This is a genomic window from Streptomyces sp. GS7 (assembly GCF_009834125.1).
Taxonomy (GTDB): Bacteria; Actinomycetota; Actinomycetes; order Streptomycetales; family Streptomycetaceae; genus Streptomyces.
This window is the reverse complement of the sequence record NZ_CP047146.1, coordinates 4,093,432-4,105,504: the sequence shown is the minus strand read 5'-3', so window position 1 is coordinate 4,105,504 and position 12,073 is coordinate 4,093,432. Positions and strand designations below refer to the sequence as shown.

Below are 12,073 nucleotides of genomic sequence, written 5' to 3'. Positions count from 1 at the left end.
CACCGCTTCCGGGATACCACCGAGCGCCCGCGCCCCCGAAGACAGAGTCGCGGGGGTGAGCCTGGATGCGTGGGGCCAGGCCGGTCTCTACGCCGAGCACGTCCGTCTCGCTCCTGGCGCCCTCCGGCCGGGCAGACGGCCTCTGTTCCACCGGTCGATCGTGGCACCAGGCGTGGTGCAGCGAAGCCGAACGGTCCCCGGCCCGCCGTTCCAGGCGCACACCGGGCCCCCGTGCGGGACCGTTCGGCCCTCTCCCGGCGTGCGCCCGGGGTGCCACGCTCGGAACAGCAGGTGAAGAGGGGTGTCGGATGCCTCTGGTGAAGTTTCGCCCCCCATGGCGACGTGGCCCGCTCCGTCGGGGCACGGACGTGGCCCAGTCCTGGATGGCCCTGGCCACCGGGTTGCTGATGGCCGTGGCGGTGCCGGCGGCCGGGGTAACGGCCGGCCAGGCGGTGGACGCGGCGTCCCAGCGGCAGCGCGCCGAGTGGCACCGTGTCACCGCCGTGGTGACCGAGGAGCCCTCGGCACGCATCGGCGCCGACAAAGGTGGCGGGACGGGTGCAGGGGTCTATGCGACGGTGCGATGGACGGCCCCGGACCGCAGGGTGCGGACCGGTGAGACGCTCCTGCCGCCCGGTGTACGCGTCGGGGCTCGGACCACGGTGTGGCTGGACCGGCGCGGCGCGCTGGTGCGGGACCCCGGCGACCCGGTGAACACCGTGGCCATGAGCATCGCGGCCGGCACCGTGGCGGCATCCACCACCGGTCTGCTGCTCTTCGCCGTGGACCGGGCCGGTGTCCGCCTGCTGGACCACCTGCGCCACGCCCAATGGGAGAAGGAGTGGGCGGAGCTGGACGCGCCAGGGCGGCACCACCGCCCGTGACGGTCCCGGGCCCGGCGGTCACGGCCGGAGGGCGCCCTGGTCCGTGGCCGATTGCGGCCCTGGGTATGCCTCCTCCCGCCGACGGGGCGCCATCTCCCAGCCGTCCGCACCACGCACGGCCGGATCCGTGCTCCGGACGCTGCGGCCGCGGCGTGCTGCGCATCCGGCCTTGAACGTCGTGGAACAGGCCGTCCTCGGCGAGCCCGCACAGCACTTGTCGGACGCCGCCAACCCGTGCAGCTCTCGTCGTCATCGGCAGGCGTGGCTGGACCGGGCGCCGACAGCGACCGCAACGCCGCCCCCACCTGCCGGCCTGACCAGGCTCGACCACTCGTGCGCCCGGTGCGCCGCCCTGGCCCGCGCCGGACGCCGTCCGCGCTGCCGGCCCGCGCGCTCGGTCAAGGGCTTCGCGCTCGCCGCCGCCATCATGATCAGTGCCCACAACCGCGCGCAGATGGGAATGGGCGCCTACGGTGCCCCGGGCTGACGCTCGGCGAGCCGCTTCTTCGCCTCCGAGTATGCGTCCGCATCGATCTCCCCCGAGGCGAAGCGACGGTCCAAGATCTCCTGTGGCGATTCCCGCCGCTGACCCTCACGTGTTCCCGTGCCGGTGCCTCCATTGGAACGTCCGTGAACCAGGTGGATGACCGCCCAGACAACCAGGCCGATCAACACGATCCATACAAGAGGCAAGAAGGCCATCCAGGCCCAGCCGCCGTCCCAGTACATCACTGCTCTCACCGCCTCCGTCGGCGGGTTCTCGCCTGCTTGCAGTGTCCGTCTGCAGGCGCGACGACGAGCCAGGGCCCTTCGGCCCAACGACGGGGCCACTGGTCACCTGTTCCTACCACCGGGCACGAGCAGCGGCAGATGACGGGCCTGTACCCCCGACAGCGATGGGGCCAACGAAGGACCAACCGCCCTAGGCGCCGTATCTCCCGCTCATTTTCGGACATGGCTGCCGGCCGAACGATCCGCATACACAACGCCACGGCCTCGCTGAGGGGCTGGAGTCGATCAGCGCCGGATCGGTGGCTGACTTGTCGCCCTACCACCGATATCGCCATGCCCCGGTGACCGTACCGGCAGCCCCTCGGGTACCCCGGACAGGCCAGCCGGCAAGGCGCGGTCCGGGCACCGGAGCTGTACTGGACCTATCACGACACCGTCGGTCGCCGAACGAGGGAGCGGTCCGTGTCGCCATCGGATGCTGCCGCCCGCCCAGCGAAGCCCGATCGGGTATTCGATCGGGAGGCCGAGTGGGCCGAGCTGGCTGACTTCGTGTGCGATCCGCGTCCCGGAGCCACGCTCGGCCTGGTATCGGGACAGCACCGGCAGGGCAAGACCTTCCTGCTGCAAGCCGTCGCCAAGGCTGCCGAAGGCTTCTATTTCGACGGGCAGGCGGCAGCAGAGGCCGAGACGCTGCACCGCTTGGCGGAGCGGTTCGGGGAGCACACCCGGGCGACGCAACCACCACGCTGGCAGCGCTGGGAGGATGCCGTGGACGCACTGCTGGCGCTGGGCGACCAGCGGCCGGCTCCCGTGGTCATCGACAACTTCCCGGACCTTGTGGGCCCGAGCCCGGCACTGCCCTCCGTCATTCACGGTGCATACCGCCGTCTGCACGAGGTGCAGCAGCACAACCGGGCCCGCCTCATCCTCGGCGGAGGGACCCCCTCCCTGATGCGGAGGCTCTTCTCCGGCCCGTCCTCATTGCACCGGCTCGCCTCGCTGGAACTCCTGGTGCAGCCCTTCGGCTTCCGCCAGGCGGCGCGGTTCTGGGGCATGCGATCCCCACGGCTGGCCGTACAGGTGCATGCCGTCGTGGGCGGAACTCCCGCCTATCGACGCGATCTTGTGTGTGACGACGCTCCTGCCGGCCCGCATGACTTCGACGCATGGGTGTGCAGAACCGTCCTCAACCCACGCGTCCCCCTGTTCTGGGAGGCGCGCAATCTGCTGGAGGAAGAGGCGAATCACGCGGACCGGGCGCTGTCCCACTCCGTGCTGGTGGCGATCGCCGCCGGCCGCTCCACACCCGGCGGGATCGCCGAACGCATCGGAGCCCAGCTGCCTGACGTGTCCCACGTCCTGGCCGTGCTGCGGAACAGTGGTCTGCTGCACGCAGAGCCCGACGCGTTCCGGCCCTCGCTGACGCGCTACCGCATCGCCGAGCCGCTACTGGCTTTCGAGCACGCCGTCGCATGGCCCCATCGCGCCCGGATAGAGCAGGAGGACGCCGCCAGTGTGTGGCAACGCGTCCGCCCCACTTTCGACTCCGCGGTCGCCACGCCGCACTTCGCCCAGCTGTGCCGGAGCTGGAGCACCGAATACGCCGCCCCCGACACCTTCGGAGGGGAACCCACAACGGCCGTCCGCGGCACAGTCCCCGACCCTTCCGGGCACAACCGTCTCGATGTCGACGTGGCGGTACGAGGGAACGTCGAGGGCCGACCCGGTGTCCTGCTCTCGGTCGGTCTCGCCCGCTGGAACGAGACCATGGACATCCACCACCTTGAATCGCTGCGCCACCTTCTGTCCGTCCTCGGAGCCTCCGGCGAGGACGTCAACGGGGCCACGCCTGCGTGTTACGGCGGGATCGGGTTCAGCCCGGAACTGCGGGCCGCGGAAGCCAGAGGAGAGGTCCTCCTGATCGACGTCGACAGGCTCTACCACGGCCAGTGACCGATCCCGACATGTCGATCAGCGGCCGCGCACCGGCGCCAGCCGTCAACTCGTACTCGCACGTGGCCCCATGGGGCATCCTGGGGGATCTCGCCGCCCCGACTCAGAGTCCGTGTGCGTCCGGCGCAGGACCCTGCGGATCGGCGGGAACGTCACGAGCGGCTGTCCGGTCGTGTGACCGAGGGAGCGGTTCGGGCACTTTGCGGGTGGCGTTGACCACGGCCGCCAGTGCGTTCAACTGGCTGGTGGCGAACCAGAACAGGTCGTCGAAGGAAACCACTCCGACAAGCCGCCCCTGTCCACCACAGGCAGGTGGCGGGCGTCGATCGTGCCCATGGCGTGCATCGCGGCCGGGACCGGTGTGTCCGCCTCCACCGTGACCGGGTCGGTCGACATCAGGGCCTCGACCCGCACCTGCGGCGACAGTCCGCGGGCCATTGCCCGTACCACCAGATCCCGGTCCGTGATCACGCCCACCACGTGATCGTCCTCGACCACGGGCAGAGCCCCCACGCCGGCATCAGCCATGTGCCGGGCCGCGTCTTCGAGGGGCGCGTCCAGGGGAATGCCGGCCGGTGGCATGCTCATGAGGTCTTTGATCTCCATCGGTACTCGCCGCCTTCCCGGCCGACCCGCCCTGCGCCTCCGCTGAACACCGACCGGGGCAGGAGTGGCCTGACTGTGGTCGTGCCCCGGGACTGAACCACATCAGCATCTTCCAGACTGGTCTCCGGCCAACGGTGAGTGGAAGGCCGAGGGTCCCTGCTGCCGGGCAGCCGGCCTCGGCGCCACGGTGTGAGCGGTGCAAGGCCCGTGCTGTCGCATTTCGCATTTCATGCTGCACGACACGGGAATAGCGTTGACCGTGAAAGAGAGGCGCCAGCAGCGGCCCAGAGCGTTCCGTATCGCGGAAACAGCCTGGCCGAAGGATGGCCTGCATCGAGGGAGCCATCAGTGATCACAGCCGTCCGCCTGCCAGGCCGACACCCCACGAGGTCGGCCAGACCAGGGCCGCCACGAGAACCGCCCAAGCCACCGGCCTCGCCACCAACTCCTGCCTGGCGGCCGTGGCTGCTTCCCATCGTCCTGGTGATCCTCTTCCTCATCCTCCTGATGCGCTCCCAGTCCTCGCTCGGAACGTCACTCTCGTACAGCCACTTCCTCGGCAAGGTGAACACTGGCCAGGTCAAGACGGTCGACATCAACGACAAGGGAACCGTTGCCGGAACCCTCAAAGATGGACGGAAGTTCACCACCCAGATCCCCACCGCACTGAACAACAGCAGCCTGGAGCAACAGTTGCGGTCCGAGAAGGTGGACATCACCGCCTCCACCAGCGGCGGCAGCTGGGTGGGGACACTGCTGGCATTCGTCCTGCCAGTGGTACTGCTCGGTGCGCTGTTCCTGTGGACCGGACGGCAGGCGGCACGCACGCTGTCCGGGGGACTGAGCGGTATCGGACGGTCCCGGGCGAAGATCATCGAGGCCGAGCGTCCGACCACCCGCTTCGCCGACGTCGCCGGATACGAGGGTGTCAAGCAGGAGATCAGCGAGGTCGTCGACTTCCTACGCCACCCGGAGCGGTACGCGGTGGCCGGAGCCAAGGGACCACGCGGAGTGCTCATGGTCGGGCCACCCGGCACCGGCAAGACACTGCTCGCACGCGCCGTCGCCGGCGAGGCCGAGGTCCCCTTCCTGCCGGTGACCGGATCAGCATTCGTGGAGATGTTCGTCGGGGTCGGCGCCTCTCGGGTACGCGACCTCTTCGCCGACGCACGCAAACGTGCCCCCTCGATCATCTTCATCGACGAGATCGACGCCGTCGGCAGCCGGCGCGGCGGGGTGCGCCTGGGCGGTAACGACGAACGCGAGCAGACCCTCAACCAGCTTCTGGCCGAGATGGACGGCTTCGACCAGAGCAGCGGCATCGTGGTGCTCGCCGCGACCAACCGACCCGAGGCGCTCGACCCGGCTCTGCTGCGGCCCGGCCGCTTCGACCGGCATGTGACCGTCCCGTTGCCCAACCAGGTCGAGCGCGCGGCAATCCTGACCGTCCACGCCCAGGGCAAGACTCTTGCGCCCGACGTCGACTGGAACGTGATCGCGCGAGCCACGCCCGGCTTCTCCGGAGCCGACCTCGCGAACCTCGTCAACGAGGCAGCCATCAACGCGGTCCGCGCGGGCGGTGCCATTATCTCCGCCCAGGATCTGGACACCGCCCGCGACCGGGTTCTGCTCGGCCGGCGGGAGAACTCCAACGCCCTGCTCCCCGAGGAACGCCACGCGGTCGCGGTCCATGAGTCCGGCCACGCCCTCGTCGCGGCTCTCTGCGAGCACGCGGACCCGGTCGCGAAGGTGACCATCCTGCCCTCCGGGCCGACCCTCGGCGCCACCGAGCAGCTCCCCGAAGCCGAACGCCATCTCTACAGTGAGGGCTACCTCAACGATCTGCTGACCGTCCGGCTCGGCGGCCGGGCCGCCGAACTCGTCGCCTTCGGTGAGGGCTCGACCGGCGCCGCCGACGACCTGGCCGGCGCCACCCAGATCGCCGGCCGCATGGTCCGCGATTTCGGCCTGTCCCCCGCCCTCGGCCCGGTCGGCTACGCCTCGGGGACCCCTCAGCGCCTCGGCGGAGAGCCTCCCGAAGCAGCCCTGCAGCGGCCGTACTCGGAGCAGACCCAGCGGATCGTCGACGAGGAGACCACCCGCCTGGTCCGGCAAGCCGAGAAACGCGCGGTGGCCCTGCTGCGCGAAAACCGCACGGCACTGGACGCCCTGGCGGAGCGGCTCATCACCCACGAAACCGTCGCCGGTTCCGTCGTCCTGGAAGTACTGCGACAGCACCAGCGAACCGCTGATGGCGATGCCGCCACGGCAGGCAACAACAGAACGCCGTCGTGACAGCGGTCGACTGCGTTCGGATGCGTTCCATGCCGCACGCTCGGAAGTCGCTCGGCGACTCGGGCCGGGTTGGGTGAGCGCGTGGGAGGTCCGTCCGGCGCTCAGCGGACCAGGACGTTCTCTCCTGACCGTGGCACGACCGCGAGCCAGCCCAGTTCCCGGGCGATACGGTCTCGCAGCGCCGTGGAGGCGTCCGGCTCGCCGTGCACCAGGTACGTGGGGTGGCGGGGCGGCGCGCAGCCAGTCCACGATCTGCGCCGCGTCCGCGTGGGCCGAGAAGCGCGGAACGTTCGCCACCTCGGCTCGTACGGGGATGTACTCACCGAACGTCTTGAGCGCGGTGGCCCCGTCCACCAGGTCGCGGGCGCGGGTGCCCACGGCCGCGAACCCCACGATCACCACGGCATTGCGCGGATCGGGCAGCCGCCGCAGGTGGTGCAGAACGCGTCCACCGGTCGCCATGCCCGCCGACGACACGATGACCGCCGGGCCGTGTGTGTGGTTGATGTCGATCGACTCCTGGACGGAGCGGGCGGCGGTGAACGGTTCGGGACTCAGCGCGGCCACCCCCACGAACGTGATGTCCGGCAGCAGCTCGGCGGCACGGGAGCCGATGGCGTCCCGGTACACGTCCAGGGCCTTCAGAGCCATGGGGCTGTCGACGTACACCGGGACCTTCTTGGGCAGCGTGCCCTGGATACGCAGGGCGGCCGGCTCGTTGAGGACGATTTCCGTGCGGTCCAGGGCGAAGGCCGGAATGACCACGGTTCCGCCGCGTGGCAGCGTGCGGGCCAGCACGTGGGAGAACCGTGCCCGACCGGCTTCGTCGTCGTGCCGGCGGTCGCCGTACGTCGACTCCACCAGCAACACGTCCGCGCCGGAGAACGGCTCCGCCGGGCGTAGCAGGGGATGTCCGGGGCGTCCGAGATCGCCGCTCACCGCGAGGGTGGGTCCGTCCTCCAGGGTCAGGTGCGCCCACGTCGAGCCCAGGATGTGGCCGGCGCGCCGGAGGGTCGGTGTGGTTCCGGTGGTCACGTCGACGGCGGCGTCCACGGGCACCGGATGCCCCTTGGCGGTCGTCCGCCCACACCGCACACCCCAGTCCGGTTGACGTCCCTTCCTGGGACGTGCCACGCCGGTGAACACAGTCGCCCAGGCACCGCCGCCGTCGGCCGGCTCGCCGACGCTCTCGGCAGCACCGGACAGTGCCCGGGGCGGACGTCGACCGCACACTCCAGTACTTCTTCGTCCAGGGCGTCGCCGACTGCGAGACCGTGCAGCCCCGGGCGGGTCCAAGCATGCACGGCCACCAAGGGGACACGGCGCAGGGACGCCTGCTCGAAGGCGTACGCCAGGGCGGCGTGTGAGTGAGCCGAGCCGTCCGTGCCCACCACAATGCGGTGGTGGCCGGTGCTGAGGTGGTTGACGACGACCACGGGGCACGCCGCGTGCCCGACGACCTGCAACGCCACCGAGCCCAGCAGCAGGCTCCCGAATCCGCCCATGCCCTTGGCGCCGACCACAAGCGCGGGTGCGTGCTCCGACTCGGACAGCAGCACGGCAGCCGGGGCACCGGAGGGCAGCGCGGATGTCACTTCCAGGCCCGGATGCGCCTCCTTGGCAATCGTGGTGGCCTCGGCTACCACACCCTTGTCGCGTTGGCCCAGTTCCCAGGCATGCCCTGCCGGGGTGGTGGCGTATTCATGTGCCGGGGGCAGAACGTGAACGATGTGCAGAGCACGGCCTCGTGATGCGGCCTCCTGGGCCGCCCAAATCAGGGCCCGCAAACTCCGCCCGGAACCATCGACCCCGACGACGACCGGTTCAGTCATGGCCACTCCCTTGCGTGAGACGCCGGCGTTGGACCAGCGTCGGGCCTGCCCCCGCACAGCCCGCTTCGCTGGAGGACGAGATGAGGATTTCGGCCGGCTACACCGAGCGTCGGTCGCTGCGCCCTTCCGCGGCGGGCAAGCGAACGCGTCTCCCGCTCCGGCCCGCTCATGCCACCGTGGCTCCCGCCATGGACACCGGCTCGTTTCCTGGAGGTCGTGCCGGCAGCGGTGCGGTGGTGCGCTGTGTTTCGTCCTCGACGAATCGGGCCAAGGCGCGGGCGCTCTCCAGGAACTACGCGGGGAAGACGATGGTGGAGTTCTTCTCCGCGGCGATCTCGGAGAGAATCTGCAGGTTCCGCAGCTGCAGGGCGACGGGGTGGGCGCTGATGACGACGGCGGCCTCGGCGAGACGGTCCGCGCTCAGTGCTTCTCCCTCGGCAGCAATGATCTTGGCGCGCTTCTCCCGCTCGGCCTCGGCATGGCGTGCCATGGCTCTTTGCATCGTGGGCGGCAGCTCGATGTCCTTGAGCTCCACCAGCAGGACGTAGATGCCCCAGCGCTGGGTCAGGCCGTCGAGGATGTCCTTGATCCGGGTGTTCAGCGTCTCGGTGTCGGTGAGGACCTGGTCGAGGAGGGACCGGCCCACGACGTTGCGCACGGTGGTCTGGGCGATCTGGCCGATGGCGGCCGACACGTCTTCGATTTCCACGATGGACTTCACGGGGTCGACACGACGGAAGTAGGCGACGGCCGCGACGCCGATGGAGACGTTGTCCCGGGTGATGACCTGCTGCGACGGGATCGGCATGGTCACCGTCCGCAGCGTGACCTGCCACATCCGGTCCGCCAAGGGGATCATGAAACGAATGCCCGGCTCGCGGACGTCGCGCAGTTTCCCGAAGCGGAACACCACTCCGCGCTGGTACTGGCGCACGATCGCGACACCGAGATTCGCCATGGCGCCCACCTCCGTGAGGCTCGTGCTCCACAGTGCCGGGCTTCGGTTCGTTGACGCTTGGGCCCTCCGGCCCTGGGCCCGGGGTCGATCTGACCGGATTCCGGCCCCGCCCGACCGGCTCGGGCGCGGGAGAAGGGGCTCGCGCCCTTCGACTTCGACTGGCTGCGCGAGCCCACGAAAGCGGAATACTGGAACACAGGGCGAAGCTCCGAATGAGCGGCGCCGTACGACGTTCCACGCCCGCGCGAGTCCCGTCGCTCTCGTACGGAGGGAGGAACCTCATGTTGCAGAGAACCAGGGAAACGCCGGCAGGCATCGACGTGGTGAAAGCGATCGGGACCGTGTCGAAGAGCGACTACGAGACCGTGGTCGAGCCACTCGTCGAAGACGCGCGCAGGGAGGGGCGCCGCCTTCGGGTCCTGTGCGAGATCGGGCCGGAGTTCCGGTCGTTCACGCCGGCCGCCGGCTGGGAAGACCTCAAGATCGCCCCCAGTGCGATGCGGCTGTGCGAGGGCTGCGCCGTGGTCAGCGATGCGCGCTGGATCCGTGGGACGACCCGATTGACGCGCTTCGTGATGCCCTGCCCCGTGCACGTCTTCAGCACCCGGGAACGCGACGAGGCCCTGCAGTGGCTGGTCTCGCTTCCCGAGAGCCCCGGCATCGCCCACCGGCTCCTGACCGACTCCCGTGTGCTGGTCGTCGAAGTCCAACACCCGCTGCGTACCCAGGACTTCGATGCGTTGGCCGCGACCGCGGACAACTGGCTGCGGACCCACGACGCGTTGGCCGGCGTCGTCATCCATACGCGCGAGTTTCCCGGCTGGGAGAACATCGGCAGCCTGATCCGCCATGCACGGTTCATCCGCGATCACCGCCGGAAGGTCGAAAGGATCGCGCTGGCGGCGGACGGCAAGGTCGCCGCGTTGGTGCCCCAGTTGGCGAACCACTTCGTCCACGCCGACGTGCGACGCTTCGCATACGACGAACTCGACGACGCCCTCGCGTGGGCCACCGGCCCCGAGACCCAACGGCCGGGCGAGGCACGCTGACCACTGACCGCCAGGGGTCGTCGGAGCGCGCATGGCGGGACGACCACAGGCCATCGCGACTGGACCGGTCCCGGGTTCTTCAGTCGTGGGGAACGATGACGACGGGGCACGACGCGTGGTGTGCCGCGGCGTGCGCGACATTGCCCAGCCGTGGTGCCAGGGTGGGCCGTTGCCTGCGTCGTCCGAGCACCAGCAGATCGGCGGCCGTGGCCGCTTGTGCGACGGCCCGGGCGGGACTCTGCAGCAGTACGCTGTCGACCACCCGCACACCGGGGAACTTTTCGCACCACGAGCGGAGTGCCTCGTCCAGGCGTCGCCGGGCTTCCTCCGTGATCTCTTCGATGACGTCGGGATTCATGGCCCACGGCGCATACGTCTCCACCGGCAGGCTTCTTCCGTGAACGGCGTGCAGGGGCACATCGCGCACGGCAGCGGACTCGAAGGCGAACTCCAACAAGTCGTCGCACCGCCCATGCAGGCTGACCCCTACCACCACCACTCCGCCGGCACGGCGAGCGGAATCCGGGACCGGGCGCATGCCGGCGCGCACCAGGGCCACCGGCCGTTCCGCCCGGGCCACGATCTCCATAGCGGTGTCGCCCAGGAAGAAGCCTGCGGCGGCGGAAAGTCCGCGTGATCCGAGCACCAGCAGCTGGGACTGCGCCGACGCGCTGAGCAGGGCGGTCTCGGCGTCCGATGCGACCAGGTCGTCGACGACGGGGAGATCCGGGTAGTGCTCGCGGATTTCCGCGTGGGCGTCGTGCACGATCAGCTTCGCCCAGTAGTTCTGATCCGCTTCGGGAGGCATCTCCACGGCCTCCGGCGCGAGCATGGGCCAGGCGTGCAGCAGGCGCAGCGTGAGCCGGCGACGGGCGGCTTCCTCGGCGGCCCAGCGTGCTGCCGCCAGGCTCTCGACCGAACCGTCGAGGCCCACAGTGACGACGCGGTGCATACGGTTGCCTCCCTCGTGCCGCGAGTCGGAGCGGGAAACGAGCACGTTCCCTCCCTTCCAGCGTGCTGTCGCCGTTCGGCCGGCGACAGGGCCCCTTGGCCCAAAGGAGCGGGGAGCAACGGCGAACGGGCAGTGGACAAGCTGGCGAAAGGCGAGTGCCAAGACGCAGCCGGTCGCCGTGTAGAGGATCACCGCTTGAGGTGCCGGCCGACGTGGACAAGGCCAGGCGTGCGGCGTACGGCCCCGCGGGGACGGCCCGACCTGCCCTAAAGGCGAGGACCATCGGCCCAACGCCGCGCCAGCACGGTGCGCACACGATGAGGGCATGCAGTGGGAGGACGGCCTTCGGCAATTGGACCAGCAGGAGTGCCTGCGCTTTCTGACGCTGGTGCCCATCGGGCGCATCGTGTACACGCACGAGGCGCTGCCCGCCGTCCTGCCGGTCAACTTCTCTCTGGATCAAGATCACGCAGTGGTACTCCGGACGTCGGCCATGTCACGTATGGCACACGCCGTCGACGGTGCCGTCGTGGCTTTCGAAGCGGACTGGTTCGACGAGGCCGCGCAGTCGGGCTGGAGCGTCATCGTGATCGGGCGAGCCACGCTGGTCGCTGACCGGAGGGAGCAGGAACGGCTGCGTGCGGTCGGGCTCCGCTCGTGGGTGGCCGTGGCGGAGGACGCCTTCATCCGGATCGCCCCCGAGCTGGTGACCGGTCGGCTCTTGAAAGGGCACCCACACAGCGGCAACGAACGGGGCACGGCGTCGCTGGCCGACGTCCCGTGACGGGTACGACATCCGTCAGAGCCGGTGG

10 protein-coding genes and 1 pseudogene are annotated in these 12,073 nt (G+C 69.9%); 6 read left to right on the top strand and 5 right to left on the bottom strand.

Annotated features, from left to right (window positions below; genetic code table 11):
* Positions 1-308 precede the first annotated feature (308 nt).
* From GR130_RS18045 to GR130_RS18035, 3 genes are all read left to right on the top strand, one after another.
* Positions 309-884: an Rv1733c family protein gene (locus GR130_RS18045; protein ID WP_443043621.1), complete on the top strand. Its 576-nt coding sequence runs from the start codon at positions 309-311 to the stop codon at positions 882-884.
* A gap of 169 nt (positions 885-1,053) precedes the next feature.
* Positions 1,054-1,371 (top strand): hypothetical protein, encoded by a 318-nt coding sequence (locus GR130_RS18040; RefSeq protein ID WP_159505680.1) that lies wholly within the window; start codon positions 1,054-1,056, stop codon positions 1,369-1,371.
* A gap of 794 nt (positions 1,372-2,165) precedes the next feature.
* Positions 2,166-3,569 (top strand): AAA family ATPase, encoded by a 1,404-nt coding sequence (locus GR130_RS18035; protein ID WP_328707558.1) that lies wholly within the window; start codon positions 2,166-2,168, stop codon positions 3,567-3,569.
* A 234-nt stretch (positions 3,570-3,803) separates the two neighbouring features.
* Here GR130_RS18035 and GR130_RS18030 read toward each other — a convergent pair whose 3' ends face one another.
* Positions 3,804-4,157, bottom strand: a complete 354-nt coding sequence (locus GR130_RS18030; RefSeq protein ID WP_159505678.1) for a CBS domain-containing protein — start codon at positions 4,155-4,157, stop codon at positions 3,804-3,806.
* 501 nt (positions 4,158-4,658) lie between these two features.
* Between GR130_RS18030 and ftsH the strand changes: the two genes are divergently transcribed.
* Positions 4,659-6,470 carry an ATP-dependent zinc metalloprotease FtsH gene (gene ftsH / locus GR130_RS18025; RefSeq protein ID WP_236573132.1) on the top strand — a complete coding sequence of 604 codons (1,812 nt, stop codon included), beginning with the start codon at positions 4,659-4,661 and terminating at the stop codon, positions 6,468-6,470.
* A 101-nt stretch (positions 6,471-6,571) separates the two neighbouring features.
* On the opposite strand, the pseudogene GR130_RS41860 reads toward ftsH, so the two are convergent.
* The 3 genes and pseudogenes from GR130_RS41860 to GR130_RS18010 form a co-directional block, all read right to left on the bottom strand.
* Positions 6,572-7,121 (bottom strand): annotated as a pseudogene (locus GR130_RS41860) (MBL fold metallo-hydrolase RNA specificity domain-containing protein).
* Between the two features lie 380 nt (positions 7,122-7,501).
* On the bottom strand, positions 7,502-8,302 hold the full coding sequence (locus GR130_RS18015; RefSeq protein WP_159505676.1) for a universal stress protein: 801 nt from the start codon (positions 8,300-8,302) through the stop codon (positions 7,502-7,504).
* A 292-nt stretch (positions 8,303-8,594) separates the two neighbouring features.
* Positions 8,595-9,260, bottom strand: a complete 666-nt coding sequence (locus tag GR130_RS18010; RefSeq protein WP_159505675.1) for a slipin family protein — start codon at positions 9,258-9,260, stop codon at positions 8,595-8,597.
* A 281-nt stretch (positions 9,261-9,541) separates the two neighbouring features.
* Between GR130_RS18010 and GR130_RS18005 the strand changes: the two genes are divergently transcribed.
* Complete coding sequence (locus GR130_RS18005) at positions 9,542-10,309, top strand: STAS/SEC14 domain-containing protein (protein WP_159505674.1); 768 nt, start codon at positions 9,542-9,544, stop codon at positions 10,307-10,309.
* Positions 10,310-10,388: 79 nt separating this feature from the next.
* Here the strand turns inward: GR130_RS18005 and GR130_RS18000 are convergent, their stop codons facing one another.
* Complete coding sequence (locus tag GR130_RS18000; protein ID WP_159505673.1) at positions 10,389-11,261, bottom strand: universal stress protein; 873 nt, start codon at positions 11,259-11,261, stop codon at positions 10,389-10,391.
* Between the two features lie 325 nt (positions 11,262-11,586).
* On the opposite strand from GR130_RS18000, the gene GR130_RS17995 reads away from it, so the two are divergent.
* Positions 11,587-12,045, top strand: a complete 459-nt coding sequence (locus GR130_RS17995) for a pyridoxamine 5'-phosphate oxidase family protein (protein WP_159505672.1) — start codon at positions 11,587-11,589, stop codon at positions 12,043-12,045.
* The last annotated feature ends 28 nt before the right edge of the window (positions 12,046-12,073 follow it).

What these genes read in the sequence shown, in the direction of transcription:
- GR130_RS18030 (WP_159505678.1), bottom strand. Translation starts at nt 4,157, where the DNA reads ATGAGCATGCCACCGGCCGGCATTCCCCTGGACGCGCCCCTCGAAGAC.
- GR130_RS18045 (WP_443043621.1), top strand. Translation starts at nt 309, where the DNA reads ATGCCTCTGGTGAAGTTTCGCCCCCCATGGCGACGTGGCCCGCTCCGT.
- GR130_RS17995 (WP_159505672.1), top strand. Translation starts at nt 11,587, where the DNA reads ATGCAGTGGGAGGACGGCCTTCGGCAATTGGACCAGCAGGAGTGCCTG.
- GR130_RS18015 (WP_159505676.1), bottom strand. Translation starts at nt 8,302, where the DNA reads ATGACTGAACCGGTCGTCGTCGGGGTCGATGGTTCCGGGCGGAGTTTG.
- GR130_RS18005 (WP_159505674.1), top strand. Translation starts at nt 9,542, where the DNA reads ATGTTGCAGAGAACCAGGGAAACGCCGGCAGGCATCGACGTGGTGAAA.
- GR130_RS18000 (WP_159505673.1), bottom strand. Translation starts at nt 11,261, where the DNA reads ATGCACCGCGTCGTCACTGTGGGCCTCGACGGTTCGGTCGAGAGCCTG.
- GR130_RS18010 (WP_159505675.1), bottom strand. Translation starts at nt 9,260, where the DNA reads ATGGCGAATCTCGGTGTCGCGATCGTGCGCCAGTACCAGCGCGGAGTG.